At 71.8% G+C, this 26905-nt stretch carries 24 protein-coding genes; 8 read left to right on the forward strand and 16 right to left on the reverse strand.

Going from position 1 to position 26905, the window contains the following annotated elements:
- Positions 1-38 precede the first annotated feature (38 nt).
- Entirely contained in the window at positions 39-287 is a 249-nt protein-coding gene (locus E1J50_RS10115; RefSeq protein WP_132253081.1) for a UBA domain-containing protein, read from the reverse strand.
- Positions 288-497: 210 nt separating this feature from the next.
- Positions 498-935, reverse strand: a complete 438-nt coding sequence (locus E1J50_RS10120; RefSeq protein ID WP_132253083.1) for a Ros/MucR family transcriptional regulator — start codon at positions 933-935, stop codon at positions 498-500.
- A gap of 420 nt (positions 936-1355) precedes the next feature.
- Between E1J50_RS10120 and E1J50_RS10125 the strand changes: the two genes are divergently transcribed.
- Positions 1356-3509 carry a S9 family peptidase gene (locus tag E1J50_RS10125; RefSeq protein WP_132253085.1) on the forward strand — a complete coding sequence of 718 codons (2154 nt, stop codon included), beginning with the start codon at positions 1356-1358 and terminating at the stop codon, positions 3507-3509.
- An 88-nt stretch (positions 3510-3597) separates the two neighbouring features.
- On the opposite strand, the gene E1J50_RS10130 is transcribed toward E1J50_RS10125, so the two are convergent.
- Positions 3598-7215 carry an AsmA family protein gene (locus E1J50_RS10130; protein ID WP_132253088.1) on the reverse strand — a complete coding sequence of 1206 codons (3618 nt, stop codon included), beginning with the start codon at positions 7213-7215 and terminating at the stop codon, positions 3598-3600.
- Positions 7216-7359: 144 nt separating this feature from the next.
- Positions 7360-7599, reverse strand: a complete 240-nt coding sequence (locus tag E1J50_RS10135; protein ID WP_132253090.1) for a hypothetical protein — start codon at positions 7597-7599, stop codon at positions 7360-7362.
- Between the two features lie 138 nt (positions 7600-7737).
- Between E1J50_RS10135 and E1J50_RS10140 the strand changes: the two genes are divergently transcribed.
- From E1J50_RS10140 to E1J50_RS10150, 3 genes are all read left to right on the forward strand, one after another.
- Positions 7738-10107 (forward strand): ATP-dependent helicase, encoded by a 2370-nt coding sequence (locus tag E1J50_RS10140; RefSeq protein WP_132253092.1) that lies wholly within the window; start codon positions 7738-7740, stop codon positions 10105-10107.
- Positions 10108-10526: 419 nt separating this feature from the next.
- Positions 10527-11243 carry a PhoH family protein gene (locus E1J50_RS10145; protein WP_109889392.1) on the forward strand — a complete coding sequence of 239 codons (717 nt, stop codon included), beginning with the start codon at positions 10527-10529 and terminating at the stop codon, positions 11241-11243.
- 143 nt (positions 11244-11386) lie between these two features.
- Entirely contained in the window at positions 11387-11629 is a 243-nt protein-coding gene (locus E1J50_RS10150) for a hypothetical protein (protein ID WP_425374922.1), read from the forward strand.
- A 124-nt stretch (positions 11630-11753) separates the two neighbouring features.
- Here the strand turns inward: E1J50_RS10150 and E1J50_RS10155 are convergent, their stop codons facing one another.
- Both E1J50_RS10155 and E1J50_RS10160 read right to left on the reverse strand, forming a co-directional pair.
- A complete protein-coding gene (locus tag E1J50_RS10155) occupies positions 11754-13274 on the reverse strand; it encodes a L,D-transpeptidase family protein (protein ID WP_132253096.1) in 1521 nt (506 codons plus the stop codon).
- Between the two features lie 337 nt (positions 13275-13611).
- Complete coding sequence (locus E1J50_RS10160; protein ID WP_132253099.1) at positions 13612-14565, reverse strand: acetyl-CoA carboxylase carboxyltransferase subunit alpha; 954 nt, start codon at positions 14563-14565, stop codon at positions 13612-13614.
- 330 nt (positions 14566-14895) lie between these two features.
- Here E1J50_RS10160 and E1J50_RS10165 point away from each other — a divergent pair, with 330 nt between their 5' ends.
- The gene (locus E1J50_RS10165) at positions 14896-15681 is read left to right on the forward strand and encodes a 3-hydroxybutyrate dehydrogenase (RefSeq protein WP_132253101.1); all 786 of its coding nucleotides are present in this window, start codon (positions 14896-14898) and stop codon (positions 15679-15681) included.
- Positions 15682-15729: 48 nt separating this feature from the next.
- Here E1J50_RS10165 and E1J50_RS10170 read toward each other — a convergent pair whose 3' ends face one another.
- The 3 genes from E1J50_RS10170 to meaB form a co-directional block, all read right to left on the reverse strand.
- A complete protein-coding gene (locus tag E1J50_RS10170) occupies positions 15730-16074 on the reverse strand; it encodes a CsbD family protein (RefSeq protein WP_132253102.1) in 345 nt (114 codons plus the stop codon).
- Between the two features lie 165 nt (positions 16075-16239).
- Positions 16240-16857, reverse strand: a complete 618-nt coding sequence (locus E1J50_RS10175) for a pyroglutamyl-peptidase I (protein ID WP_132253103.1) — start codon at positions 16855-16857, stop codon at positions 16240-16242.
- The gene (meaB, locus tag E1J50_RS10180) at positions 16854-17843 is read right to left on the reverse strand and encodes a methylmalonyl Co-A mutase-associated GTPase MeaB (protein ID WP_132253104.1); all 990 of its coding nucleotides are present in this window, start codon (positions 17841-17843) and stop codon (positions 16854-16856) included. Before meaB ends, E1J50_RS10175 begins: the two co-directional genes overlap by 4 nt.
- A 570-nt stretch (positions 17844-18413) precedes the next feature.
- Between meaB and E1J50_RS10185 the strand changes: the two genes are divergently transcribed.
- Together E1J50_RS10185 and E1J50_RS10190 are read left to right on the forward strand one after the other, a co-directional pair.
- Positions 18414-19457, forward strand: a complete 1044-nt coding sequence (locus E1J50_RS10185; RefSeq protein WP_405029853.1) for an alpha/beta hydrolase — start codon at positions 18414-18416, stop codon at positions 19455-19457.
- A 98-nt stretch (positions 19458-19555) separates the two neighbouring features.
- Positions 19556-19894, forward strand: coding sequence for a hypothetical protein (locus E1J50_RS10190; RefSeq protein WP_132253105.1), 339 nt, complete (start codon positions 19556-19558; stop codon positions 19892-19894).
- Here the strand turns inward: E1J50_RS10190 and E1J50_RS10195 are convergent.
- The 7 genes from E1J50_RS10195 to mdcA form a co-directional block, all read right to left on the reverse strand.
- A complete protein-coding gene (locus E1J50_RS10195; protein WP_132253106.1) occupies positions 19891-20814 on the reverse strand; it encodes an acyltransferase domain-containing protein in 924 nt (307 codons plus the stop codon). The two genes, E1J50_RS10190 and E1J50_RS10195, sit on opposite strands and share 4 nt — an antisense overlap.
- Positions 20811-21785, reverse strand: a complete 975-nt coding sequence (locus E1J50_RS10200; RefSeq protein WP_132253107.1) for a triphosphoribosyl-dephospho-CoA synthase — start codon at positions 21783-21785, stop codon at positions 20811-20813. Before E1J50_RS10200 ends, E1J50_RS10195 begins: the two co-directional genes overlap by 4 nt.
- Positions 21782-22441 (reverse strand): malonate decarboxylase holo-[acyl-carrier-protein] synthase, encoded by a 660-nt coding sequence (gene mdcG / locus E1J50_RS10205; protein ID WP_132253108.1) that lies wholly within the window; start codon positions 22439-22441, stop codon positions 21782-21784. Before mdcG ends, E1J50_RS10200 begins: the two co-directional genes overlap by 4 nt.
- Positions 22434-23150: a biotin-independent malonate decarboxylase subunit gamma gene (gene mdcE / locus E1J50_RS10210; protein WP_132253109.1), complete on the reverse strand. Its 717-nt coding sequence runs from the start codon at positions 23148-23150 to the stop codon at positions 22434-22436. Before mdcE ends, mdcG begins: the two co-directional genes overlap by 8 nt.
- Complete coding sequence (locus tag E1J50_RS10215; protein ID WP_132253110.1) at positions 23137-24057, reverse strand: biotin-independent malonate decarboxylase subunit beta; 921 nt, start codon at positions 24055-24057, stop codon at positions 23137-23139. The genes mdcE and E1J50_RS10215 overlap by 14 nt, the downstream gene beginning before the upstream one ends.
- A 2-nt stretch (positions 24058-24059) precedes the next feature.
- Positions 24060-24368: a malonate decarboxylase acyl carrier protein gene (gene mdcC / locus E1J50_RS10220; protein WP_132253111.1), complete on the reverse strand. Its 309-nt coding sequence runs from the start codon at positions 24366-24368 to the stop codon at positions 24060-24062.
- Positions 24369-24540: 172 nt separating this feature from the next.
- Complete coding sequence (gene mdcA / locus E1J50_RS10225; RefSeq protein ID WP_132253112.1) at positions 24541-26187, reverse strand: malonate decarboxylase subunit alpha; 1647 nt, start codon at positions 26185-26187, stop codon at positions 24541-24543.
- Positions 26188-26411: 224 nt separating this feature from the next.
- Here mdcA and E1J50_RS10230 point away from each other — a divergent pair.
- The coding region (locus E1J50_RS10230; protein ID WP_132253113.1) for a GntR family transcriptional regulator at positions 26412-26905 on the forward strand (494 nt) is incomplete at its 3' end.

Raw genomic sequence — 26905 nt, forward strand, 5'->3', positions numbered from 1 at the left:
CTACATCCAAGTCTTGACAGGTTTCGCCCCGTGGAGCGTCACGCTGCGGGAGAGCGCCGGGGCGGGCGTTTGAGCACCTCCGCGATCTCGTCCTCGCTCTTGCCGCGCACGGCGTAGCCCATGCTCTCGAAGCGCTCGATCAGGGCGTGGCTATCGGCGGCCGTTCGCGCCGCCCATTCCGCGAGGAGGGTGTTGACCCGGCCGAGCTGTTCGGCCGGCGGCCTGTCGGCATCGACGAGGGGCGGCTCGGTCGTATCGGGCGCGTTCGGGGCGGCGGGCTCGGGCATGCGGCCTCCTCGGGGCCGCCTTCGCGGTCCGGGTCGACCCACCCTGCATAAAGACGCACGGGCCGGACGTGTTCCCGGCACCGCCCCTGACCTCCCCGCCGCGAGGCCGGGGATCCGGTTCAGATCCGGGAGGAAGTCCGGGCCGCCGCGACGCGCCAGCGGCCCGGACCTTGTCGGATGAGATCTGATGCGCGGTCGGCCCTGAACCGGTCAGGCGGCCTCACCGTAGCCGCTGGGCCGGCCCTGCCCGAGGCCGATCGCCTTGGCGAGGTCGGAGCGGGCCTTGGCGTAGTTCGGGGCCACCATCGGATAGTCGGGCGGAAGGCCCCACTTGGCGCGGTACTGCTCGGGGCTGAGGTCGTACTTGGCGCGCAGGTGCCGCTTCAGCGACTTGAAGATGCGGCCATCCTCCAGGCAGACGATGTGATCGGGCGTGACCGACTTCTTGATCGGCACGGCCGGCTGCAGCTGGGCAGGGGCGGCCGCCTTGGCCTCCGGCCGGCCGCCGGCGACCTCGAGGAGGGCGGTGTGGATGCGTCCGATCAGCTGGCCGAGCTCCCCCGGGGGGACGGAGTTGTTGCTCACGTAGGCCGAGACGATGTCGGCCGCCAGTTCGACGTAATCGACCGCGGTGTCAGTGTCGTTCATGGTCGGAATGGTTCCTCTGGCGCGATGCGGGCACCGAAGTGACGTGGAGCGTTCAAACAGGCGAACGCTGCCCAAGCTCCTGCGAATGTCTACCGACGCAGTCGCTCAGCCCGCTAGTGCTCTCGAAATGTGGCGGCCCCTCCCACCACAACTTGGTTCTATGCTATTCAAGATGCAGTCGCAAGACAGAGCGGCCATGCATGGATACGTGATCTCAACTTTCCTGCAAGATAGTTCAATTTAACAGCATTGCCTGGTGCTTAGTGGCTTGAGCCCGCGGAAGCGATCGGCACCGCGCCTCGGGCGAGATCCGCCCGCCGGGCCCCTTGCCACGCCTTGCCGATTCCCGCCCGGCGCGGCACATGCAGCCCGTGCGGCGGCGCGCCTCCGCATCCCTCCGTTCTCGCTTGGGTACCCGCCATGGCGTCCGACCGCACGTTCCCGACCACCCGCCCCGAAGCGCCCGCGGCCGAGCGCCGCCCGCACGGCTTCACGGTGCACGGGCGTGCGCTCACCGACGATTACGCATGGCTCAAGGCCGAGAATTGGCGCGACGTCCTGAAGGACCCGGCCGCCCTTCCCGCCGACATCCGCGCCTACCTGGAGGCCGAGAACGCCTACGCGGAGGCGATGCTCGGCGAGGTCTCGGATCTGCGCCGGACCCTGGTCTCCGAGATGCGCGGGCGCATCAAGGAGGACGAGAGCGGCGTGCCCGAGCCCGACGGGCCCTTCGCCTACTACACGCGCCACCGCGAGGGCGGGCAGCACCCCCTCGTCTGCCGGCGCCCGCGCAGCCTCCTCGTGCTGACGGGCGGGGCGGCGGAGGCGGTCCACGAGGACGGGCGCGAGACCGGCGAGACGATCCTCCTCGACGGCGACCGGGAGGGCGAGGGTCTGCCCTTCTTCGAACTCGCCGCCGCGGTCCATTCGGACGATCACGGCAGGCTCGCCTGGAGCGCGGACACCAAGGGCTCGGAACTCTACACGATCCGTGTGCGCGATCTCGCTACGAACGCGGATCTCGACGACCGCGTCGAGGCGACCTCGGGCGAGGCGGTCTGGGCGGCGGACGGTGCCTCCTTCTACTACGTCGGCGTCGACGCGAACCACCGTCCGGCCCGCGTCCTGCACCACCGCCTCGGCACCCCGCAGGAGAGTGACGCGATCATCTACGAGGAGGCCGATTCAGGATACTTCGTTCACATCGGAACGACGCAGTCCAAGGCCTATCTCACCATCACGGCGAGCGACCACGAGACCTCGGAGGTGCGCCTGATCGACCGGGCCGCGCCGGACGGGGCGCCGATCCTCGTCGAGCCCCGCACGCCGCTGCTGATCTACTCCGTGGAGCATTGGGGCCAGCACCTCTTCATCCTGACGAACGCCGACGGCGCCGAGGACTTCAAGATCGCGACGACGCGCCTCGACGCGCCGGGCCGCGCGAACTGGCGCGACCTGATCCCCCACCGGGCGGGCGTGATGATCCGCCACCAGCATGTGATCGGCGGCCACCTCGTGCGGCTCGAGATCGAGAACGCTCGCCCCCGCATCATCGTGCGCGACATGCAGGGGCAGGAGCACGCGGTGGCCTTCGCGGAGGAGGCCTACTCGCTGGGCCTCCAGCCCGGCCACGAGTTCGAGACGGCGGTGATCCGCTTCACCTACTCCTCGATGACGACGCCCGCCGAGACCTACGATTACGATTGCGTCACCCGCGCCCGGCAATTGCGCAAGCGCCAGGAGGTGCCGAGCGGGCACGACCCGGCGGCCTACGTGACGCGGCGCGTCTTCGCCACGGCCCCGGACGGCGAGCAGGTGCCGATCTCGCTGCTGCACCGGCGCGACCTACCCCTCGACGGCACCGCGCCGCTCCTGCTCTACGGCTACGGCTCCTACGGCACCCTGATGCCGGCCTCCTTTCGGACGAACCTTCTCTCGCTGGTCGACCGCGGCTTCGTCTACGCCATCGCCCATATCCGGGGCGGCACCGAGAAGGGCTGGCGCTGGTACCTCGACGGCAAGCGCGAGAAGAAGCCGAACACCTTCAGCGATTTCGTGGCCTGCGCCAGGGCGCTCGCGGCCGAGGGCTACACGGCGGAGGGACGGATCGTGGCGCATGGCGGCAGCGCCGGCGGCATGCTGATGGGGGCGGTGGCCAACCTCGCGCCGGAGCTCTTCGCCGGCATCATCGCGGATGTGCCCTTCGTCGACGTGCTCAACACGATGCTCGACGGCGACCTGCCGCTCACCCCGCCCGAATGGCCCGAATGGGGCAATCCGGGCGAGAGCGAGGGGGCCTTCGAGACGATCCTGGCCTACTCGCCCTACGACAACGTGGCGGCCAAGAGCTACCCCGCCATCCTGGCGCTCGCCGGCCTCACCGACCCCCGCGTCACCTATTGGGAGCCGGCCAAATGGGTCGCGCGGCTGCGGGCCACCATGACGGGGGGCGGACCGGTGCTGATGCGCACCAACATGGAGGCCGGCCACGGCGGCGCCGCGGGCCGCTTCGACCGGCTGGAGGAAGTCGGCCTGATCTACGCCTTCGCCCTTCTGGCCGTCGCTCGGGCGTGAGGGCTTTGGCCTGCGGGATCGCCCTCGACGGCGGCGAGGTCGGGGGCGATGTCGACAGGGTCTGCGGCGAACATCGTCGTGGCAGGGCTCACGGCTGCGCCGCAGGCGGCCGGATGTCGAGGGGCGGCTCGGCCGGCGCCGGCCCCTCCGCATCGCTGCGGGTGCGGCGGGCCGCATCCTCCGCCTCGCGGGCACGGGCCTGCCGGGCGGCCTCCTCCGCGGCGGCCTGCTGGGCGCGCTGCCTCGCCTGACGCGCCGCCTCCTCGGCAGCGGCCTTCTCGGCGGCCGCCTTCTCCGCCGCCGCCTTGTCCGCGGCGGCCTTCAGCGCGGCGGCGCGGGCCCGATCCATCTCGATCCGCGCGCGGCGGCGCTGGCGCTCGGATTGATCGGCCTCGAACAGCTCGATCTTCTCAAGTTCCCGCTGCAGCACCACCGCCGCGAGGCCGTTCGCCAGTCCGCCGACGTCGAGGACGCGCTCGGGTGCAGGCAGACCACCTGCGAGGCCGAGCTGCACCGTCAGCGGACCGCCCGTCCAGCCCTTCGGAGCCTCTCCGCCGGTGAGTGCGCCGCGGGCTTCGAGCCGCGCGGTGCGCAGATCGACGCTGAGTGTCCCGCGCCAGCGGGCGGGACCGAGGTCGAGATCGACGGGCCCTGCCCGCACCACGCCGCCGATGACGGTCGCGGGCGCCGAGGCGGAACCGCGGCTGCGGGCGGGGGCGGCCGACAATTCCTCCGCGACGAGCGCCTGCAGGCGTCCGTCACGCAGCGGGTCGTCCTCGGCGAGCCCGCGCCCGAGGGCCCTCCCGAGAGCACCGGGGTCGATCGCCGGAACCACGAGGTCTGCGAACCGCACCTCGCCGCTGCCGGAGAGGTTGGAGACGAGGGCGGCTTGGCTGTCGCCGCTGGTGCCGAAGCGGAGCGCGGCGCCGAGGCGCCCCTCGATCGCGCTGTCCGGCGAGAGCGCGCGGAGCGACGCCCCCTCGAGACGCCCCTCCCCCGAGACCGCAGCGGCCGGCCCCTGGCGGGATAGGGTGACGGAACCGGAGAGGCGCCCCTCGGCCAACTGGCCCGTCAGGTCGCTCAGGCTCAGGGCGCCATCGGCCATGCCGAGCTTGAACGCCGTCCCCGTGGCTGCGAGGCCGCGGCCGAGATCGAGGGTCTCGACCCGCATCTCGAGGCCGAGACGCGGCAGGTTCGGCGGGGGGGAGGCGAAGGGCCGGCTCGTCCAGCCGCCCTCGGCCTCTGCCGGGCGGCCGCCCGAGGGAGCGGGCGGCATCACGAGGAGATCGGCGATCCTGGGGAGGGAGAGGCGGGACACCCTCGCCGAGCCCGCAACCTCACCCTCCGGGGCTCGGGTCAGGCTGGCGCTGAGGGTGCCGCCCGCGACCTGTCCGTCGATCGCGATCCGCGCATCGTCCCCGGCCCGGCCGAGGTCGAGGGTCAGCGCGGCCGGCCAAGCCTCCGGGAGGGTTCCCGCTCCGAGGAGCGCGACGGCGGGCCGCAGGTCGGCCGTCTCCACCCGCACGGCGCCCCCCGAGGGCGGTCCTCCCTCGGCCGCGAGCACCACCGGCCGGCGCGTCGCGAGGCTGATGCCCGCGATCTCGCCTCTCGCATCGATGCCGAGGTCGGTGCCGCCCGCGACCTGGCGGCCGCTCAGCGTGAGGGTGGCAGGCCGGTTCAGGGCGCGGTCCTCACGCCCGAACCAGAGGCCGGCCTTCGGCGTGCCGAGGGCGACATCGAGGTTCTCGACGTGCCCGGCCCGGCTGAGCAGCGAGGCGTCGAGGGTGCCGCCACCCGCCCGGCCCTTCGCCACCGTGCGCAGGGCCTCCGCCTCGCCTGCCTGCCGCTCGGCCGTGACGTCGAGGTCGAGGGCGCCCGTACGCAGGAAATCCGGGATCAGCCGCGACTCCGCGACCCAGACCCGGTCGAGAAGGGCCAGCAGCGGGGCGGCTACGGGTGCGGTGACGCGCCCCGCGATCCGGCCCGACCCGTCCGGCGCGATGCGGCCGGACAGCTTGGCGTTGGCGCCGGCGAGGTCGGTGACATCGAGGCTGTCGACGACGAGGCTCGACCCGTCCGACTGGATGCTTGCCGCGATGGTGCCGTTGCCCGAGTTTGCGCCGGCCGGTCCGTAGCGCACGTCGCGGGCCTGGATCGTCAGCCCTAGATCGTGGCCCTGGAGGCCCGCGAGCGCACCGGTGAGCGAAGGCAAGCCGGCGATGTCGATGCCGCGCGCCTTGATCTGCGCGTCGAAGCGGCCGCGGGTATCGCCGCCGCCTTTCGTGTAGCGGGCGATGCCCGTCACCTGGGCACCGCCGAGGTCGAGCCGAAGGTTGCGCAGCGAGAGGTCGGGAGCGGTGGCCGAGACGTCGGCGCTCGCCTGGATCGGCCGGCCATCCATCACGGCGGCGGCGGGCCCGCCGAGCCCGAGCTTGCGCAGGTAGCGGCCGAACCCGTCCGAGGCCGCCACACGCAGGGAGACGTCGCCGTTGAAGCGGAGGCTCGGCTCTGTGTCGAACTCGCCGCTCGCCGCGAGTGCCGCGGCGCCCGGCGCCGTCGCCTGGAAGCGGCGCAGGAGCAGGCCGCCCGTGCGGTCGAGCGTGCCGGCGAGCCGGACGCCCGACCACTCGTCGAGGCCGAGGTTCAGATTCTCGATGCCGAGATCGAGGTCGACCATCACGGGCAGCCCCGTGCCGCCCTTCGGCAGGCCGCGGGCGAGCAGGGCCTGCCCCGCGCTCGACAGGAGGAAGGCGTCGAGATCGATCCGGCGCGCCTCCAGCGAGAGACCGGCCCGCCACGCCCGGAGATCGATCTGGCCCGTACCCGCGAGGCGGATCGCCTGTCCGCCCGGGTCGATTTCGGCATTGACCCCCTCGAACCTGACCCGCGAGCCCTGGGCCGTGAACTTGCCGCCGAGGCTGAAGGGCAGGTAGGCGCCGGCGGCCTGGACGGGCGGCCCCACGATGAGCCGAGCCGAGCCCTCCGCCTCGGGAATCAGCGGGCGCGGGCCATCGTCGCCGGGGGAGGAGGCGGCCGGCGCGAAGGCGAGGCGCATGTCGGCCTCGAAACGGGGTTGCGTGTCGCCGCCGCCCGAGAGCTTCAGCATGACGCTCCCGTCCGCGGCCGGCTCGCCCGACACGAGCCGGAACGGGACACCCCCGCTCGCGCCCTCGATCCGCCAGGGGCCGAAGAGCGAGGGCGCCTGCAGGCTCAGGGACTCGGCCTGGATCTGGTCGGTCCGGCCGGTCGCCGGCACGACCGTGGTGAGGAGAAGCTGGCGGACGCGCAGATCCTCGATTGCGAGATCGCGCGCGCGCAGAGCCTCCCCGAAATCCGCGGGCACCAGCAGGGCGTCGCTCTCCCCGACGGGCAGCTTGATCTCGGCGCGCCCGATCTCGGTTTCCGTGAAGCGGATCTCACCCTTGAGGAGCGGGGCGAGCGCGATCTCCGCGCTCACGAAACGCGCGTCGAGGGACGGCTTGTCGGCTCCTTCCCCGAGATGCAGACGGTCGAGGCGCAGGCGCGGCGAGGGCAGCAGGCGCACGGCAACCCGCCCCTCACTGCGGGCGGGCAGGCCGAGCGAACGGGCAATGGCCCCATCGACGGCGGCGCGCTGGCTCTGCCAGTCGACGAAGGGCGGAACGGCGAGCGCCGCGACGAGGATCAGAACGACGGCCCCGGCAAGAGCGGTCAGGATATCACGCACCGTTCTTGTTCCGCCTCACGCCCCGCTCCGGCGGCGGGCTCCCGCGCGGGGCACCGTAGCCGAGCCGGGCCGCCCGTCCAATCGCACGAGCCCGCGCAGCCGGAGCGGAATGTGGCTCCCTCCGCTCGGCAGAAATCCGCGGTCTCAGCGCCGCGGCACCACGATGGCCGGCCCTGGCGCCGGGTTCTGCCGGAACATGTCGTTGCGCCGCATCTCCATGCGGGTGTTCGCGGTGTCGCTCTGCTGCTGCTGGCGCAGCTGACGGGTCTGGCTCTGCTGCGAGAGCGAGTTGTTGATGCTGTTGAGGTTGGAACTCGGCGATCCTTGCGCGAGGGCGGGCGTGGCGGCGGCGAGAACGAGGAGGGCGAGGGGCGCGGCACGCATGGCGGGTGTGTCCCTGTTCGGTCAAAGGCTTGGGTTGATGTGACGACGCGGCAGCAGACGCGCAAGTTCCGGTGTTGGGACCCATCCGGCGACCTCGGCACCCTCGACGCCGTTCGCGTTTTGGTCCAGTGAGGGGCGATGCAGAAGCACTCCGATGCGGCGGCGGCGCCCGGGCCGCAGCCCGATTCCGCCCCCACCTCGATCGCGGCCCGGGCCATGGCCGCCCTGAGGCCCGGCAGCTCACCCTATCTCGAAGGGCTCAACCCCGAGCAGCGCCGCGCCGTCGAGACGACGGATGGGCCCGTCCTCGTGCTGGCGGGCGCCGGCACCGGCAAGACCCGGGTGCTGACGACCCGAATCGCCCATCTCATCGCGACGGGAAAGGCGCGCCCCTACGACATCCTCGCGGTGACCTTCACCAACAAGGCGGCCCGCGAGATGAAGGCGCGCATCGGCGCGCTGATCGGGCCGGCCGGCGAGGGCATGCCCTGGCTGGGCACCTTCCACGCCATCGGCACCAAGATCCTGCGTCGCCACGCCGAACTCGTCGGTCTGAAATCCGACTTCACGATCCTCGGCACCGACGACCAGCTCCGCCTGATGAAGCAGGTCATCGCCGACCAGAACATCGACGAGAAGCGCTGGCCGGCGCGGGCGCTCGCGTCCGCCATCGACGGCTGGAAGAACCGGGGCCTCGCGCCCGAGCAGGTGCCGCCGGGAGAGGCCGGAGCCTTCGCCTTCGGCAAGGGCGGCGCCCTCTACACCGCCTATCAGGCCCGCCTCGCGACGCTGAACGCCGTCGATTTCGGCGACCTGCTGCTGCTCTGCCTCAAGCTCTGGCGCGAGAACCCGGACGTGCTGGAAAATTACCAGCACCGCTTCCGCTACATCCTCGTCGACGAGTACCAGGACACCAACGTCGCCCAGTACCTCTGGCTGCGGCTCCTGGCGCAGGGCCACCGCAACGTCGCCTGCGTCGGCGACGACGACCAGTCGATCTACGGCTGGCGCGGGGCCGAGGTCGACAACCTCCTGCGCTTCGAGCACGATTTTCCGGGCGCGGCCGTGGTGCGGCTCGAGCGCAATTACCGGTCGACCGGCCATATCCTCGCGGCCGCCTCGGGGCTGATCGCCAAGAACGAGGGGCGGCTCGGCAAGACCCTGCGCACGGAGGACGAGGCGGGCGAGCGCGTCACGGTCACCGGTGCCTGGGATTCGGAGGAGGAGGCGCGGATGCTCGCCGAATCGATCGAATCTCTGCAGGTCCGGAAGCATCCCCTCTCCGAGATCGCCGTGCTGGTGCGGATCTCCGCCCAGATGCGCGAGATCGAGGATCGCTTCGTGCAGCTCGGGCTGCCCTACCGGGTGATCGGCGGCCCGCGCTTCTACGAGCGGGCCGAGATCCGCGACGCGCTGGCCTACCTGCGCGCCACCGCCAACCCCGCCGACGACCTCGCCTTCGAGCGCATCATCAACACGCCGAAGCGGGGCCTCGGCGACGCGACGCTGCAGCAGCTCCACGCCTATGCCCGCGCCGAGCGGATTCCGCTGCTGCTCTCCGCGCGCCGGCTCATCGAGACCGACGAGCTGAAGCCGCGCGTGCGCTCGACGCTGCGCGCCCTCGTCGAGAGCTTCTCGCGCTGGGCGCGGGCCGTCGAGACGATGCCGCATTCGGAGGTGGCGCAGACCATCCTGGAGGAATCCGGCTACACCGAGATGTGGCAGAAGGACCGCTCGGCCGACGCCGCGGGGCGGCTCGAGAACCTCAAGGAATTCGTGCGCTGCATGGAGGAATTCCCCGATCTCGCGGGGTTCCTGGAGCACGTCGCCCTCGTCATGGATGCGAGCGAGGCGGAAGGCGCCGAGCGCGTCAGCCTGATGACGCTGCACGCCGCCAAGGGGCTGGAGTTCGACACCGTGTTCCTGCCCGGCTGGGAGGACGGCCTGTTCCCCAACCAGCGCGCCATCGACGAGAGCGGCCGCGCCGGGCTCGAGGAGGAGCGACGCCTCGCCCATGTCGGCCTGACCCGGGCGCGCAAGCGCGCCAAGCTGTCCTTCGCGGTCAATCGCCGGATCCACGGCCTCTGGTCCTCGACCATTCCCTCCCGCTTCATCGATGAATTGCCGCCGGGAAGCGTCGACGTGGTCGAGGCCCCCGCCCATTTCTCGGCCGGCGCCTCGCGCTTCGACCGGAACCCTGCGCCCTTCGGCTCCTCCTACGGCACGCCGGGCTGGCAGCGGGCGCAGGCCAACACCGCCACCCCCGGCCGCGGCTTCGGCCAGTCCTACGGCTCCTCCCCGGGTTCGCGCGGCGGCCCGCGCCAGATCGAGGGCGAGCTCGTGGCGAAATCCACGGGCGCACCGTCGGCCTATGCCGGCGGCATGCGCGTCTTCCACACCAAGTTCGGACCCGGAACCGTGGCCGGCGTCGACGGCAACAAGCTCACCGTTGACTTCGACAAGGCCGGCCGCAAGATGGTCCTCGACAGCTTCGTCCAGCCGGGCTGAAGATTGTCCCGCCGGCCAAGCCCGGACTTCGGGGGCGGCAGGGCCGGCCGGTATCGCCGAACGCGGCGAGCAAGGGCTGAGGTCGTGCCGGATGCCGCGTCATCCCGACTGTGCCGAGCGCCTCGCGGGCGGCTGACCACCCTCCCCCTCGCCCACCGTTTCCTTTTCGCCACACGCGGCAGGATCCCCGTCGTACCGCCGTCATGGCGGGGCGGGCATGGTGCGCGCGTTGCATGCGGCCTACTCGCGTCGTGTGTTCTCCGACCCGGATGCTCTCCACAGGCAATGCACGGCGCGGTGGAACCTGCGCGCCCGCTTGCGATTGGCTCACAAACATCAGGAGACGCCCGGCAATACAGGTTTGACAAGCTCGCGCAGTGACAAGTCCAGGTTGGCAAGTCCAAGTGGAGTGTTGATCGATGAAAAGACGGCGCGCACGACTTGAGCTGGTGGAAGATCGCCCGGTCCGACTGCATCGGACCCGGTTTGACGAGGAGAGGCACTTAAGCCCCATTCAACCCCTGACGGAACGACAAGGCCAGTACCTCGAAGCCCTCGCATCCCACGCGCAAGTCATCGTCCTCGGACCCGCCGGCACCGGCAAGACCTTCATCGCCGGCACCCGCGCCGCCGACCAACTCCGCCAGCGCCGCATCGCCAAGGTCGTCATCACGCGGCCGAACGTGCCGTCCGGCCGGTCGCTCGGCTTCTTTCCCGGAACCCTCGAGGACAAGATCGCGCCCTGGGTCGCCCCGCTGACCGAGGCCATGAAGGAGCGGATGGGCCAGGCGGCCTTCGAGATCGCGCTCAAGACCGGCGACATCGAGATCGTTCCCTTCGAGGTGATGCGTGGGCGCACCTTCAAGAACTGTCTCGTGATCCTCGACGAGGCGCAGAACACCACCACGGCCGAGATCAAGATGTTCCTGACCCGCATCGGCGACGATTGCCAGGTCATCATCAACGGCGACGTCTCCCAGACGGACCTGCGCGAGACGAGCGGCCTGCGCACGGTCATCCACCTCGTGAAGAGCCGCATGATGCCGATCCCGGTCGTGGAGTTCACCCGCGACGATATCGTCCGCTCCGGCATCTGTGCCGAATGGGTGAAGGCCTTCGAGGAAACCAATCTCTGACCCGGAGGTTGTAGCCGGCGGGTCTCAATCGGGACCCGCCGCGCAACGGAAGCGCGATGGCCACCTCCGAAGCGACCCTTTCGGAGGAGAGACCCGGCGCCGCGCTCGGGGAACAGAGAAAAGGAATCTCGTTCGTGAGGAAGATGACCTACGCCTTCGCCGTCCTGGCCTCGCTCGGCGCTGCCGGCCTTGCCACTTCGGCCTCCGCGGCCCCCGGCGCGCCGATGGGCGTCACCGCCCCCGATGCCACGACCCAGGTCTACATGACGCCGATGGAGCGCCGCATGATGGAGCGCCGCATGATGCGCCGTCACATGGAGCGCCGCATGATGCGTCGGGAGATGATGCGTCGGGAGATGCGCCGCGACATGCGCCGCGGCATGTGAGCCGAGGCGCACGCGCCGAAGCGAGAGGGGGCCGCAGGGCCCCCTTTTTTCGCGCCCGCACCCTTGGATCGTGGAGCGGGAGCCGGCACGCCGTGCAGGCGGGCGGCCGGCGCGCGATGCGGCGTCAATTTCTCGCGGACGTCGCCTTCTCGGAAGCCTTCGCATCCGGCTTGGCGGCCGGCTTGGCGTCCGCTCTCGCCTCCGCCTTGCCGGGCTTCGTCGAGACTCCGGCGGGCTCCTTGCGGGCCTGAAGTGTCGTCACGTGGGCGGTCCTCGCGACGTGGGCATTCCTCGCGACTTGGGCGGGCTTGGTCGACTCCGGCAGGGCGGCGATCGCCGGCACCGTCGCCGCGTCCGTGGCCGGCGTCGCGGGAGCGCGCTTGCCGAGCAGGTTGCTGAACATCTTCTGATAGGCAGCCGGATCGCCCTCCGCGTCCGCCACCGTGATGCGCGCCGGCGTCGCCGCCTTGCCGGCCTCAGGGGTGGGGACGGCTTGGGCGACGAGGCTCGGCTCGCCCTTGTGCGGCCCTTTCCGCTCGCCTTTCCGCGCGAGCGAGGCTGCCGCGGCCTTCGTCGGGATCGGCGCGTCGACGCTCGCCGTCATCATCGGACGGCCCTTGGCGTCGACCTCGATCTCGCGGGGACCAGCGGCCAGGGTCTCCGGCCTGCTCACCTCTCCGAGATTGTGGCGGGCATAATCCTTGGATGCGTAGGGAAGCCCCTCCTCGGAGGCGTTGGTGAGGCTCGCGAAGGCATTCGGCTGCGGCTGCTGCCGGAAGACCGGGTTCTGATCGCCATCGTCGTAGACGACCCGCGTCGCCGCCGTACCCTTGCCGACGAGTTCGGCGATCTCGCGGTTGTCGCGCTCGCGCTTCTCTGCGACCAGCGTATCGACCTTGGGATTGCAGGAGCCGGCCGCGGCATCGGCACCCCCGAACACGTAGCGGGTGCCGCACAGACCGACCCGCGGCTCGTCCTTCAGGGCCTCGAAGTAATCCGACCCTTCCTTGAGGTTGCGCCAGAAGGGCGCGTTCGGATCGTTGCGGAACTTCGCGAAATTCTGCGCCGTCATCCGGAACGGGTAGGACTGGAACTGGAAGCCCCGCTGGCCGCCCGCGAAGGCTTCACGCGCGATCGCGTAGAGTTCTGCCATCGACTCGTCGGTCATCGCGAAGCAGCCGGCCGACGAGCAGGTGCCGTGCACCATGATGTAGTTGCCGCTGCGCCCGTTCGCCCGGTCGAAGGCGTTCGGATACCCGGTGTCGAAGGAGAGGTAATAGGCCGAGTTCGGGTTCATCTGCCCGGGCGTGATTGTGTAGAAGCCCTCCGGCGCCTGTCGATCGCCCTGCTTGGTCTTCGGCCCGAGCTGACCCGACCAGCGGCAGATCGGGAAGGTCTTGAGCAGCGCGTATTGCCCGGACGAGCCGCGCTTCCACACCTCCATCTCCGCCTCCTTCTTGTAGGCGCGGATCAGGATAGGGTCGGTCTGCGACATGCCCTTCGTCTGCATCAGGGCGAGGGTCTTCTGGGGAATGGGCGTGAGATGGCGGGTCGAGCCGCCGCCGCCGAAAGTGCCGTCCTGGCAAGCCCCGAGGAGAGACGCGAGCGCAACAAGACTCGCAGCCGCGAGCGGACGCACAGCCATGGGGAACCCCGGTCCTCGATCATCACCGCCCGCGGGACGGTCTCCCGTCGGACGCTACTCCCCAACCCATTAGCTTCGTTAAACTTACCCGGCCCTTACCGCAATGATCGCGAAGACACGGTGCCGGCCGCCTGTGAAGTGCGGTTACAGATGTTCGCCGGCCGTCGCGAAGTCGACGGGATGGGCACGACCCGCGGGCCGGATCCTGTAGGGCGCCAGCGCGACATCCGAAGAGGCGGGCATCCGGGGGCTCGCGAACGTGCCAAAACGTCGCAGCCGGGACGCGGGAGCTCGGATGACAGGCGATCGCGGCCGAGCGCCCTTCGGGCGAGCCCCGTCACAGCTTGCGGCCGATATCGAGGAATTTTGCGGCCCGGCGGTCGCGGATCTCGGCGGCGCCCATCCCGTCGAACTCGGCGAGCGCCGCGGTGAGCGCGTTGCCGGCTGCCGCGATGGCCGCCTCGCGGTCCCGGTGGGCGCCCCCCGTCGCCTCGGGCACGATCGTGTCGATGATGCCGAGGCGCAGGAGGTCCTGGGCCGTGATCTTCATGGCGGTCGCGGCGTCGTGGGCCCGGCCCTGGTCGCGCCACAGGATCGAGGCGGCGCCCTCGGGCGAGATCACCCCGTAGATCGCGTGTTCCAGCATCAGGACGCGATTGGCGGTGGCGATGGCGATGGCGCCGCCCGAGCCGCCCTCGCCGATGACGAGGGCGATGTTCGGCACGCCGAGCGACAGGCAGGCTTCCGTCGAGCGGGCGATGGCCTCGGCCTGGCCCCGCTCCTCCGCCTCGATGCCGGGGAAGGCGCCCGCCGTGTCGACGAAGGCCAGAACCGGCAGGCCGAAGCGATCGGCGAGTTCCATCAGGCGCACGGCCTTGCGGTAGCCCTCGGGCTTCGCCATCCCGAAATTGTGGCGCAGGCGCGTCTCCGTGGTCGAGCCCTTCTCCTGGCCGAGCACGCAGACCGGCCGGCCGCGGAAACGCCCGAACCCGCCGACGATCGCCTCGTCCTCGCCGAAGCTGCGGTCGCCAGCGAGCGGCGAGAACTCCGTGATGAGCCCGGCGCAGTAATCGACGAAGTGCGGGCGCTGCGGATGGCGGGCGACCTGCGTCTTCTGCCAGGGGGTCAGGTTCGCGTAGATCTCGGCCAAGGCCTGGGCGGCCTTGGTCTCGAGGCGGCCCACCTCCTCGCTGATGGAGACGGCGCCGTCGCGGGCGCCCATCGCCTTGAGCTCCTCGACTTTCGCCTCCAGCTCCGCGACGGGCTTTTCGAAGTCGAGATAGGAGCGCATCACACCGTCTGAGAATCGTTCGGGAGGGCACCGGCCCGACGACGCGGACGTGCACTCCACGCGGGCCATTGGCAGGCCGATATGGCGACGATGCGGCGGCGCGGCGGGCGTCCGGCGGCACGTGTCGGCCTCGCGGATGGCCGATCCCCGGGCGGCGCGGAAACTGGCGAAGCGGGGCTGGCCTGTCAACGGCGGCCCGGCAAGCGACAAGATCGCGCGAGCGTCAGGCCCTCCCTTCGTTGCCCCGGGTGACCGCCCCCGCTCCCTGCCGCTACAACGGGCTCTCGACGCCGCGGCCGCTCCGCGCCCCGGCCGCCAGCGAGGCGCACCATGATTCTGCAATCCAAGGCCGCCGTGGTCACGGGCTCGACGAGTGGCATCGGACTCGCCATCGCCAAGGCCCTCGCGCGCGAGGGCGCCGACGTGATGATCAACGGCCTCGGCGACCCGGGCCAGATCGAACGGACCCGCGCCGGGATCGAGGCGGAGCACGGCGTGCGCGTGCTCTACTCCGGCGCCGACATGACGAAGCCGTCCGAGATCGCCGCCATGGTCGCGGAGGCCGAGGATGCCTTCGGCCGCGTCGATGTTCTGGTGAACAATGCCGGCATCCAGTTCGTGTCGCCGGTCGAGGAATTCCCGCCCGAGAAATGGGACGCGATCCTGGCGATCAACCTGTCCTCGGCCTTCCACACGATCCGCGCGGCGGTGCCCGGCATGAAGGCGCGGGGCTTCGGGCGGATCGTCAACATCGCCTCGGCCCATTCCCTCGTCGCCTCCCCGTTCAAATCCGCCTACGTGGCGGCCAAGCACGGGCTCGTCGGCATGACGAAGTCGGTCGCGCTCGAACTCGCGACCCACGGCGTCACCGTGAACTGCATCTCGCCCGGCTACGTCTGGACGCCGCTGGTCGAGAGCCAGATCCCGGACACGATGAAGGCCCGCAACCTGACGAAGGAGCAGGTGATCGAGGAGGTGCTGCTGAAGGCGCAGCCGACCAAGGAATTCGTCACCGTCGATCAGGTGGCGGCGATCGCCGTGTTCCTGTGCTCGGAGGCGGCGACGCAGATGACCGGCGCGAACCTCTCCGTCGATGGCGGCTGGACGGCGCAGTGAGAGGCGACGTCCTCCGGCCGCCGGGGCCGGAGGGCGCGTTCGATCGCTCTATCGGCGGCCGTGCAGCAGCAGGGCGAGGCCGTAGCCGACCGCACCCGCGATCAGGAGCGCGATGAGCGGGTTCTCCTCGACGCGCTCGCCGACGACGCGGCGGCCGTCCTTGAGATAGGTGCCGCCGCGCTCGTAGGCGTCGCCCGCGTAATCCGACAGGTCGTCGGCCACGTTGCGCAGGGTGTCCTTGGCCTGCCCGTAGGCGTCCTGGGCGCGCCCCTGCGCCTCGCGGAAGCGGCCCTCGACCGAGTCGCGGGACGAGCCGGCGAAGTCGCCCGCCGCGCCCTGCACCTTGCCGCCGACTTCCTTGGCGGTCCCGACGATGCGATCCGTATCAACCATGGCTGATCTCCTCTCTCGGTGACCGTGCGTCCGCGGGGGCGGGCCGCCGGCTCCGTCGGACTTGCAAACGCCCGAGGAGGCGATTGTGCACCGCCAAGGTCCGCACTTTTTGGTGCGGTGCCCGCGAAGGGCGTCCCGATTCCGGCCCTCCGAGGGGGTGCGGAATCAGAAGTCCCGGCGCGCCCGCCGCGTCAGCATCGTCGCCACGGCGGCGAGCGCCCTCAACGTCCGCTGCGGATCGGTGGCGGGGCGGGCGCCCCGCGAGCGGCGGGTGCGGGGGCTTGGAGGGATGTGGACGAACAGCACCGGGCAGGGTTCGGCGAGAGCCCGGAAGTAGCTCGCGTTGCAAAGGTATCGCCCGGCGTCGCGCGAGGCTGCCACCGGGATGCCGTGCCGGCGCAGGATGGCGACGGCGGCGTGGGCGGCCGGACTCGTCCGCTCGGGCGGCCCCGCCGGATCGAGGGCGAGACGCCCGGCCCGATGCCCGCTCGCGTCGGGAAACAGCCGGCTCGCGCGGTTGCGGGCGCGGATCTCGACCCTCAGCGCCCGGGCGCGGCTTGCCACGCCGAACATCAGAACCGCCTGGGGCTTCTCCGCCAGGGCAGGGGCCAGCACCTCCCGTATCGCGTCGTAGGCCGTCCGCAGCACGAGCACGCGCGGCGCCCCGCCGAGAGCCAGCCGCAATCCGGGCGCGTTCCCGAGGCGGCGCGCGAGCGCCGCGCTCGGGTTGCGCGGAACGCCGGGGAACGGCCCGAACCCGGTGACGAGGAGGGTTGCGGTCACAATCCGATCAGGGCCGCAATCGCCTCCGCGCCCGCGGCCGGGGAATGCGTCCCGCCCGCCACGTCGGCCTCGGCCTGGGCCGTGGCCCTCCGCACCTCCGCCGAGCCGACGAGGCGCTGATGCAGGCGCTCGTGGACGAGGGCCCACATCCACTTCACGTCCTGCTCGCGCCGGCGCTTGGCGATCTCGCCGGTGGCGGTGAGCTTCTCGCGGTGATCGACGATCTTCTGCCAGAGCGTGTCGAGGCGCGTGTTGTTGAGGCCCGAGACGGTGACGACCGGCGGCGTCCAAGTGGCCGAGGCCGGCGTCATGATGTGGAGCGCCGCCCGGTACTCGGAGGCCGCTGCGTTCGCCCGCCGCTCGCCCTCGCCGTCGTCGGCCGTGTTGACCGCGATCATATCGGCGAGTTCGAGGATGCCCTTCTTGATGCCCTGCAATTCGTCGCCCGCGCCGGGCAGCATGAGGACGAGGAAGAAGTCGGTGAGGTCGGCCACCGCCGTCTCGGACTGCCCGACGCCCACCGTCTCGACGAGGATCACGTCGAAGCCTGCCGCCTCGCAGAGCAGCATCGTCTCGCGGGTCTTGGCCGCCACGCCCCCGAGCGTGCCCGAGGAGGGCGAGGGCCGGATGAAGGCGTTCGGGTCGACCGCGAGCCGCGCCATCCGGGTCTTGTCGCCGAGGATCGAGCCGCCGGTGCGCGTCGAGGACGGATCGACGGCGAGGACCGCGACCTTGTGGCCGGCCTCCGTCAGGTTGGCTCCGAGCGCGTCGATCGTCGTCGACTTGCCGACGCCGGGCACGCCGGTGATGCCGACCCGGATCGCGTTGCCGGTGCGGGGAAGCACCGCGTCGATCAGGTCGCGCGCCGCCGCGCGGTGATCGGCGCGCCGCGATTCGGCGAGGGTGATCGCGCGTGCCAGGGCCGCGCGGTCGCCCGCGAGGAGGCGCTCGCGGATCCGGTCGAGGTCGAGGGGCGGAGGGGCCATGGCCCCTACATGCCGGGAGGGCGGCCGTTCGTCGAGGGGCGGCGCGAAATTGAAACGGGACGGGATTCGGATTATCGTCCCTCCCGGTTGGGCGCAGGTGGACGCCGCGGGTGGGTCAGACCCGCGACGTCCGTGCTCAGCTGAATGATGATGGGATCATCAGATCAGCGCCAGCGTGATGGTCAGCGACCACGCGCTGGCGTTTTTCGTCACCGTGATCGTGACGATCGGAACTCCGATCACATCCCCTCACCCCCTTCCCGATCAGGCCCACTCGGATGGCGGCGCCGGGCCAGCACGCCGCAAGCCTGCCTGCCCCCAGGCCGTCGCGGATCGGAAAGGAGTCTGCCGAACGGGAGCGATGATGCGAGCCGCCTATCCCGCCGGCAAGCAACCAGGGCGCGAGCCTCGCGCCTGTGCCGCCGACGCCACACCCCGCCCCCTGCCCGCAATCCACATGCGGGCCCGCCACGCCCGTGCCCTGTCATGGCCAAGATTGTGGGCCAGGGGCTAGGGAGACCGGACCGGCCTCGAGGCGAGACCGGCCACCGAGCGGGGCCCGCGACGATCATGATGCGTGAGACAGACCGGCCCACCCGACGCAGCGTCTTCCGACTCGGCGCCCTCCTCGGCGCGACGGCGCTGACGCCCGGCCTCGGCGCCTGCGTCGCCGACGGCCTCGTCACCGGCGCCGTGGTGGGACCCGAGCGCCAGTCGGCCCTCGACGTGATGCCGGTGCTCCTCGTCGCGACGACCCGCAAGCCGGTCGGCAGCCCGCCGAAGGCCCCCTATTTCAATTCCGAACGCGGGCGGGGCCTCAGCTTCGCGGAGGTGCGCCTGTCGCCCCCCGACCGCTCGCTCCTCGGCAAGGTCTCCTCGGTCGTCACCGGCGACTGGACCATCGGCGCCGTGCCGAAGGTCGAGACGGGCGGGGGCGCCCCGGAGGCCTTCGCGCAGGCGGCGCTGGGGCGCGACGTGCTGATCTACGTGCACGGCTACCGGGAATCCTTCGAATCGGCCGCGGTCAGCGCCGCCCGCCTCTCGGACGGCATCCGCTTCCGCGGCGTCTCGGGGCTGTTCACCTGGCCGTCGGCGGCGGCGACCTTCGATTACGGCTACGACCGCGAGAGCGCGCTCTGGTCCCGCGACGCGTTCGAGGACCTGCTCAAGGCGCTCGCGGCCTCGCCGAGCGGCGGGCGCATCAACATCGTCGCCCACTCGATGGGCACGCTCCTGACGCTCGAGACCCTGCGGATGCTGCGGGCCGAGGCGGGCGAGGCCGCGATGGCGCGGATCGGGGCCGTGGTGCTCGCCGCGCCCGACATCGACATCGACCTGTTCACGAAGGGCGTCGAGCGGCTCGGACCCGACGTGAACAAGATCACCGTGATCTCCTCGACGAACGACCGGGCGCTCGAATTGTCGAGCACCATCGCGGGCGGCGTCGTCCGTGCGGGCGCGGCCGACCGGGAGCGGCTCGAGGCGCTCGGCGTGCGGGTGGCCGACGCCTCCGATTACGGCGGCGGCCTCATCAACCACGACCTGTTCCTGTCGAATCCCGAGGTGCAGGGCGTCGTCAAGCGCGCCATCGCGCGGGTCGGCGGCGGCGCCTGAGGCGCCGTGCCCCGGACAATCCCGGAGAGACGCCAAGACGTCTTGGCGCGGCCCGGCAACCCTCGTAAACGGGCGCCTCGGCAGACAGGGAGTCGCCCATGTTCACCCTTGAGATCGACGGAACCGCGGTGGCGGTCATCAACGGCACCGAAGAGGTGGCGCGCGACCTCTTCACCTGCGACGGCTTCAAGGAAGACATCCAGGCGATGACGAGCGAGGGCCGCCCCCTCTGGAACGGCACCTCCGAGCTGAAGGTGCGCCCGGCCACCGAGGACGAGATCGAGGTCTTCGAGGACGCGCTCGCCGAGGACGATTCGGACGCGGATTTCGAGACCGATCCGCGTCACGCCGCGTCCGAGGACGACGAGGACGAGGCCGACATCGTCTTCCTCCTCGACATCGACGAGGATGCGGACGACGACGCGCTGCACTCCTAATCCGCGCGCAGCCACTCCGCGACGCCTTCGGCGGAGCGGAAATCCTCCAGCGCGTGGACGCGAGCCCCGGGCAGCGCGTCCCGCGCCATGGTGGCGAGCGCGTGGCCGGGTCCCAGTTCGAGGACCCGCGTCGCGCCGTATTCCCGGGCGGCCTCCAGGCAGGCGGCCCAGTCGATCGTGCGCGAGATCTGCAGGCTGAGCTTCTCCAGGCCGGCCGCCTCGTCGAAGACGGGCGCGCCGTCGAGGCCGCTGAGGAGGCGCGGGGCCCCGCGGGGCGGCCGCGTCGTCGGAGCCGCTTCGAGACTCGTCCGGAACGCCACCGTCGCTCCGGTCAGGATCGGCGTGTGCGAGGGCGTGTGCACGGGCAGCACCACGGCGCGCTGGGCGCCGGCCGCGCGCGCCTCCGCGCAGAGGATGTCGAGAGCCGGCACCGCGCCGCCCACCACCACGCTGTCGGGCGCGTTCAGGATGGCGAGATGGCAGCCCCGTGCCTGAGCCATCGCGCCGATCCGGGCTTGCGGCAAGCCGCGGATGCCGGCGAGCCCCTGGCCGGGCGCACCCGCCGCATCCATCGCCTCGGCCCGACCGGCCGCGAGTCGGAGCACGGTCTCGGGCGCGAACCGGCCGGCGCAACCCCAGGCTGCGAGGTCGCCGATGCTGTAGCCGGCGACGAGACAGCGCGCCGGGGCCGCCCCCCGCACGAGGTTCCAGGCGGCCAGCGCCGCGGTGCAGACCAGGATCTGCCCGGTGCGGTTCTCGTGGAGGCGGGGGCCTCCGGCCCGCACCAGCGCGCGCGGATCGTCACCGAGGAGGCGCGCGGCGGCCGCGAAGATGCCCTCCGCCTCGGGCCGGTCCGCCGTGAGGTCGAACATGCCGGGATGCTGGCCGCCCTGGCCGGAGAGCAGCACGGCGAGGGTCATGCCTCGGCCGCATCGACGAACAGCGTCATGGCGAGGAGGTCGGCCGCACCGCCCGGGCTCAGGTTGCGGGCGACGAAGCCGCCATGCAGCGCCTCCGCGCGGGCGCGCCAATCCGTCTGCCCGATCCCGCCCTCGGCGATGAAGCGGGCGGCCTCCGCCCGCGCGAAGGCGTAGCCCTCGGCGCCGCCACGGTGCAGGAGGTTGGTGTCCTCAAGCTCCGCGATCAGGGCGAGGCAGGCCTCGACCCGGGCGGCCTCCGGGTCGCCCGGCCGCAGGCGCCGCCCCCGGCGCAGAGCCGGCAGGCCGACGCGGTAGAGGGTCGGGAAGCCCGCAGCCGCCTCGGCCGGCGCTCCGCCGACGCGGTGCCGCCGTCGTGCCCGCGCGCCGGGCGCGTGGAGCAGTTCCGGCCCGTCGAGGATGGCCTCCGCGTAGCGCGCCCGGATGAGTGCGCCGAAGCGGCCGATCTCGCTTCGGGAGGGCTGCACCGCGCTCGCAGCACGCCCTCCCGCTCCCATCCCGAGGTGCTGCGGAGCAGCCTCGGGACGAGGGGTGGGCTCGGGGTCCGGCTGCCGGATCGTTGCGAGGACGGGGGAGCGCCCTGCCGCTTCCGACCCGGCCGCCGCGCAGAGGAGGCCGAGGCCGAAGATGGCGCCGCGATGGGTGTTCACGCCGCCCGTGGCCGCCCGCATGTCGGCCTCCGCGGCGATGCCGAGGCGGCGCAGGGCCGGCATCGGCTCGCCCGCGGCACCCGCGCGGGCGAGGGCAGCGAACCAGGGTTCGAGGGCAGCGGCGCTCGCCCGGAAGGTCGCCGCATCCATGTCGGCGTGGCTGCCGCTGTCGACGAGGCTGACGAGGCCGGGCTTCGGATAGGTTTCCAGTTCGAGGCGTAGGGCCTCGACCGCGAGCCGGCCGATGGCGGCCGCAGGATCACGCCCCTGCTCGGGGAAGGCGCGGCGAGAGAGCGCGCTCAACCGGCCTCTCCCGCGCGAACCGCTTCGGCGGAGCGGAGCGCGACACCCTCGACCCGCTTCGTCAGCACGGTGCCGCCGGGCTCGGCCGCGTGCAGTTCGCGCCAGTTCACGCCGCTGCCGTCCGGCAGAAGGATCTCGCCGTCGAGGCGCATCGGCGCGCGGGCCTCGATGTCCGCGATGCCGCGGAGGAGGTCCGGCGGCACGGCGCCGGCGACGGGCCAGAGCAGGTCGAGGTCGGAATGGGCCGAGAGATAGGTCAGGCCGGTGAGGCTCTGCCAGAGAAGGGCGCCGAACAGGCGCGGGACGGCGCCGTGGCGGCGACCGAGCCCGTCGAGGGCGGTGAGCACCGGCCGCCACGCCTCGGGGGCTGCCTCCACGGCCTGCGCCGCGGCCAGGGCTTCGCGCGGCCGCACCGCCCCCGGCGGCAGGGCGAGGCCGATGCGCCGCTTGCCGTCCGCGGGCGGCAGGGGAAGGCCGACCGGCACGGTCCCGGCCGCCTCGCCCGGATGGCGCCGCCGGACGATGACCGGGAAGCCCCGTCGCGCCCAGTCCGAGAGGTGCGGTGCGCCGTCGAGATCGGGGCGGTCGGCGAGCGCCGCCTCCCAGGCGCCGGGCTCCACGCTCAGGAGATCGTGGCGCCGGAGGGCCTCAGCCAAGGCGTGCGTCCCGCACGACCTCGGCGGCGATGCCCTGCGCCACCGGCCGGCCGCCCCGCTCGGCACCAAGCGCATCGCGGTTGTCGGCTGCCGGCGATCCGTCGATCAGCGCCTCGATCTGGGGTCCGAGCGGCTGCGCGGGATCGAGCACGGCGTGGACGGCGCCGGTCTTCACCATGTTGTCGAGGCCCGGCGCGAAGACGGGCGTGTCCCGGGCCATGGCCTCCAGCCGATCGAGGGGCAGCTTGGTGACGCGAGCGACGGAGGGCAGGTCCATCACGCTCGGGCTGGCGCCGGGCAGGCCCGCCAGCACCCGGGTCGCGAGCGCCGTGGCGATGAAGGCGCCGGCCGCCGTGTGGCCGTAGACGAGGCCCACCGTCGGGTGGCCGCTGCGGTCGGCGAGCAGCAGGCACTTGGCGAGGTGGGCGAGATACTCGTTGAGGCCAAGGAGCTCGTCGCGCCGGCTCATGCGCTGGCTGTCGGAATCGATGGCCACGAGGATCGGCGTCGCCCCGCCCTGCCGCACCACGTCGAGGACGGACCCGGCGAGGCGGGCGGCGCCCTCGACGCCGAGCGGCGTGTTGCCGTCGATGCCGATGACCGCGAGCCGGCCGCCCCGGAACGGCCCGTGGCCGCTCACGAGCCCGTACTCGACCGCGACGGCGTGGCCCTCGGGGAACAGGGAGGCGAGGATCTCAGCGAGCGTCATGGCCGGTCTCCCGCAATCCCGCGACGAGGGCGTCGAAATCGGCTGCCGTCAGACCCGGCACGGCGGCCGGATCGTTGACGCCGAGCCGGCTCCAGATCTCGGTGGCGTCGCGGCACTCCCCGAAATCCGCGAGGCGCCGCTCCAGCCGCGCCTGCTCGGCCTCGAGCGTCGCGAGGTCGAAGGCGGGCGCCCGGCCGATCAGGGCGAGGGCGGCTTCGCGGAAGGCTGCCACCGTGTCGTCCACGAAGGTGTCGGCGCCCCCGATCAGGCGGCGGTGCTTGCCGCCCATGGTGCGCCAGACCAGCGCCCGGTCGCGCGAATCGAACTCCTCGGCGCCCTTGTTCGTCTCGATCACCTCCGGACCGGAGACGCTGATGCGCCCGCCCTCGGAGACCGCGAGCCGCGAGCAGGTGCCGGCGATGAGGCCGCCGCCGCCATAGGCGCCGGCCCGGCCGCCGATCAGGCCGATTACGGGGATCCCGGCCGCGCGGGCCTCGGTGATCGCCCGCATCACCTCGGCGATGGCGGTCTCGCCGGCATTGGCCTCCTGCAGGCGCACGCCGCCGGTGTCGAACAGGATCAGGACGGCGGCGGGCTTGAGCCCGAGCGCGGCGCGCAGGAGCCCGACGAGCTTCGCCCCGTGCACCTCGCCGAAGGCGCCGCCCATGAAGCGTCCCTCCTGCGCGGCCACCAGAACCGGCCTGCCGTCGAGGCGGCCGGAGCCGATGACCAAGCCGTCGTCGAAGGCGCGCGGCAGGTCGAAGAGCGGCAGGTGTGGGCTCATCTTCCGCTGCTCCGGGCCGAGGATCTCGGCGAAGCTGCCGGAATCGAGCAGCCCGTCGAGGCGGGCCCGCGCGCTCGCCTCGTACCAGCTCGCGGCGCGGGGATCGGTGATGCGCTCGCTCAACGTCAGCCCTCCATCAGCCGGGCGCCCTGAAGCAGGCGCAGCGACACGGTGTCGGGGCGGGCGCCCCCGTCGTTGATCGTGATGCGAAGGCCCCCGGGCTGGGCGCGTGCGACGAAATCCGCCACCACCGCCTCCCAGACGTCGCCGTAGCCGTGGACCGGCGTCTCGATCTCCACGGTGCAGGCATCCGGCGGCAGCGTCCGCTCCAGGAGCACTTCGAGATTGCCCGAGGCGACGACGCCCGTGATCGCCAGGGGTTTCCGCCCGACGAGCGGCGCCTTCGTGGCATGCCGGAAGGTCAGTCTTTCCATGGCATCGGGCCTCTTGGATACCGGGCGGGGGTCCCCTCTCGTTCCGAGTGGGACAGGGTAAGAGGGGCGACGTGCCCGGACAGGCCGCATCCCTCACCCGCTGCGCTGACGCGCACGCGACCTCTCCCGAACGGGAGAGGTGGGGCGAGCGGCCCGGCCTGCGGGGCGGGCATCACCAGTTCCGGAACCGGGCCGGCGGGTCGTAGAGGCCGCCCGACCAGTGCACGAGGTCCTTGATCGACTTGGCCGCCAGCAGCGAGCGATCCGCGTCGAGGGGCTCGATGCCGAGATCCTCCGGGCGGCGCACGATGCCCCGTGCGCGCAGCGACTCGACCATCGCCCGGTCGCGCCCGCGCCCGACCTCGGTGTAGCCCGCGACCCCGCGGATCGCCTGCTCGCGCTCGTCCAGGGTACGGCAGAGGAGGAGGTTCGCGATTCCCTCCTCGGTGACGATGTGGGTGACGTCGTCGGCGTAGACCATCACCGGGGCGAGTTCGAGCCCAATCTTCCTGGCGAGTTCCAGCGCGTCGAGCCGCTCCACGAAGGCGGGCACGAGCTTGTCGCCGAAGGTCTCGACGATCTGCACAACGAGCTTGCGCCCGCGCATCAGGGCGGGATCACCCACGGTCTGCGCCTCCCGCCCCGCCTTCATCCAGGTGTCGGAGGGGTGGCGGCGGCCATGCGGGTCCGAGCCCATGTTCGGCGCGCCGCCGAAGCCCGCCACCCGCGACTGCGTGACGGTGGAGGAATGGCCCATCAGGTCGATCTGCAGCGTCGAGCCGATGAAGAGGTCGCAGGCGTAGAGGCCGGCCGTCTGGCAGAAGGCCCGGTTCGAGCGGAGCGAGCCGTCGGCGCCCGTGAAGAACACGTCCGGCCGCTCGCGGATGTAGCGGTCCATGCCGACTTCCGAGCCGAAGCAATGGACCTGGCGCACCCAGCCCGACTCGATCGCCGGGATCAGGGTCGGGTGCGGGTTGAGCGCCCAGTGGGTGGCGATCTGGCCCTTGAGGCCGAGCTTCTCGGCGTAGGTCGGCAGCAGCAGCTCGATCGCCGCCGTGCCGAAGCCGATGCCGTGGTTCAGGCGCCGGATGCCGTACTCGGCGTAGATGCCCTTGATCGCCATCATGGCCATCAGGATCTGCGTCTCGGTCATCGCGGCCGGGTCGCGGGTGAAGAGCGGCTCGACGTAGAACGGCCTGTCAGCCTCGACCACGAAGTCGATCCGGTCTCCGGGGATGTCGACGCGGGGCACGCGGTCCAGGATCTCGTTGACCTGCGCGACGACGACGCCGTTCTTGAAGGCGGTGGCTTCGACCACCGTCGGCGTGTCCTCGGTGTTCGGCCCCGTGTAGAGGTTGCCCTCCCGGTCCGCCGAGACGCCCGCGATCAGCGCCACCTGCGGCGTCAGGTCCACGAAGTAGCGGGCGAACAGTTCGAGGTAGGTGTGGACCGCGCCGAGCTCGATCTGGCCGCCGAACAGCATCCGGGCGATGCGCCCGCCCTGCGGGCCGGAATACGAGTAGTCCAGACGCTTCGCGATGCCCTGCTCGAAGATGTCGAGATGCTCCGGCAGCACGATGCCGGACTGGACCATGTGCAGGTCGTGGACCTTAGCCGGGTCGCAGAGGCTGAGCGCCCGAGCGAGGCAATCCGCCTGCTTCTGGTTGTCGCCCTCGAGGCAGACCCGGTCGCCGGGCCGCAGGATCGCTTCGAGGAGATCGACCGCGCGACCGGCCGGCACCACCTTGCCGGAGGCATGGGTACGCCCCGCCGCGATCCGCGCGTCCCGCTCAGCCTGCTCCCGGCGCCAATGCGACATCCGATCCGCTCCCTGATGGCGGGCCCTGGCGCATACAGAACCCCGCGTCGGGGTCAGCTCTGCACACAGGAGGCCGGTCCTGACGCCTATCTGAGCCCAGGGAACGCGGATGTCAATTTCTTCGTATACGAGACTGCCGGAATGGCCGCGTCCGTGATACGAGGATGATCACAGGTTATCGTCGCGCATACAGAACGCGCGCTTCAGAGGATCGGACAGGCGTCATGGACGAGATGGTCGGAGCCCGTGGGCTCCTCTCGGACCAGATCCGCAACGCGCTGACGGACGAGATCGCAGCGGGCACGCTCGCGGCGGGGATCGCCCTCGACGAGCAGGACCTCGCCGACCGGTTCGGCGCCTCGCGCACGCCCGTCCGCGAGGCCCTGCGCCAGCTTGCGGTGAGCGGCCTCGTCGAGGTGCGCCCGCGCCGGGGCGTCGTCGTGACCCGGATGACGCCCGAGCGCATCATGGACATGTTCGAGACGACCGCCGAGGTGGAGGCGATGTGCGTGCGGCTCGCCACCTACCGGATGACGCCCCTGGAGCGGAGCCATCTCCTCGACCTGCACGAGAGCGCGGGCGCGCTCGTCGAGGCGGGCGATGTCGACGCCTACGACGCCCTCAACCGGGCCTTCCACGAGGCGCTCTACCGGGCGACCCACAACGCCTTCATGGCCGAGCAGGCGCTCGCGATCCGCACGCGGCTGGCGGCCTTCCG

This window comes from Methylobacterium segetis, assembly GCF_004348265.1.
Lineage (GTDB): Bacteria > Pseudomonadota > Alphaproteobacteria > Rhizobiales > Beijerinckiaceae > Methylobacterium > Methylobacterium segetis.